Source organism: Janthinobacterium sp. SUN211 (assembly GCF_030587315.1).
GTDB classification, from domain to species: Bacteria; Pseudomonadota; Gammaproteobacteria; order Burkholderiales; family Burkholderiaceae_D; genus Janthinobacterium; species Janthinobacterium kumbetense.
The window spans coordinates 1-1525 of record NZ_JAPWIC010000025.1; the positions used below are offsets into that span (position 1 = coordinate 1).

1 protein-coding gene is annotated in these 1525 nt (G+C 61.9%); it reads right to left on the reverse strand.

Translation table 11 applies throughout. The features are described 5' to 3' along the window. Nucleotides 1-1525, reverse strand: a 1525-nt coding sequence (locus O3301_RS28555) for a condensation domain-containing protein (RefSeq protein WP_305058158.1), incomplete at both ends; no start/stop codon positions are given.

Sequence of the window (1525 nt, forward strand, 5' to 3'; positions counted from 1 at the left end):
CCCAGCTGCTTGAGCGCCTGCGTAAGTGTGGCTGGAATGCTAAAGCCCGCGCTCGCGCCACGGTAACTTTGCACCTCCGGGCGCTGGCGGTCCAGCGGCAACGCCAGCAATGCCGGAGCACCGGCCAGATGCTGCTGCCAATAATCGACCTGGGCCTGCAGGACATCACCCTGCAGCCAAGCGCGCTGCCAGACCGCATAGTCAGCGTACTGCAACGGCAGTGGCGGCAACGGATCGTCCCGTCCCTGGCTCAAGGCCGTGTAGAGCATGCTCACCTCCCGTACCAGCAAACCGATCGACCAGCCGTCGGTGATGATGTGGTGCTGGTTGACGAACAGGATATGTTCCTCCGGGCCCAAGCGCAGCAGTTGTCCACGAATTAACGGTCCACGCGACAAGTCGAACGGCGCCGACATGGTTTGCTCACCAATGCGCGTGATCGCCAGCTCCTGTGCGTTGACATCAAGCAACGAGATATCCTGTTCAGCCAAGGCAAAACCCACCCCGGCAGGCGCGATGTGCTGCATCGGCTGGCCGTCGTCGAGCACGAACGTAGTACGCAGGCTCTCATGACGCGCCACGATGCGGTCCAGCGTCGCCTTCAGTGCCGCTCGATCCAGGCGGCCGCTCAAGCGTAGCGCGGCAGGCATGTGGTATGCGGCACTGGCTGCATCATCAAGCTGGGCGAGGAACCACAAGCGCTGCTGCGACCAGGACAGGGGCAAGGCCCCGCCACGGTCGACCAATGGAATAACATCGGCCATCACACGTTCGGTTTGCGCAATACAGGTGGCCAGTTCGCTCAGCACCGGGTACGTGAACAGGTGGCGTAGCGCGATCTCGATCTGCAAAGCCTGGCGCAGGCGTGCCATCACCTGCACGGCCAGCAGCGAATGGCCCCCCAGTTCAAAGAAATGGTCATGGCGCCCTACCCGAACCTTCAACAGATCGTGCCAGATATCAGCCAGTACCTGTTCGACTTCCCCGCAAGGCGCTTCATACACCCGCTGCGCCAGCGCCGCCGCATCCGGCTCCGGCAAGGCCTTACGGTCCACCTTGCCGTTGGGAGTGAGCGGCAAGCGCTCGAGCACCACGAATGCCTGCGGCACCATATAGTCTGGCAAGCTGGACACAAGGTGCTGACGCAACGCAGCAACCAGCAGCGGCTGCGCCGCTCCCGCTTCCAGCGGCACGACATAAGCGACCAGGCGTTTGTCGCCGTCGGCCCCGTCGCGCGCCAGGACCACCGTGTCCCGCACCTGCGCATGCGCCTGCAGCGCATGTTCGATTTCGCCCAATTCAATTCGGAAGCCACGAATCTTCACCTGATGATCGTTGCGCCCAAGGAACTCCACATTACCGCACACCAGCCAGCGTCCCAAGTCGCCAGTCTTGTACAAGCGGCTACCCTGTTTCGATCGAAACGGATCTTGTAAAAACCGCTCAGCTGTCAAAGCCGGTAGGTTTAGATAACCGCGCGCCACACTGGCACCACCGATATAAATCTCTCCGATGACACCCGGTG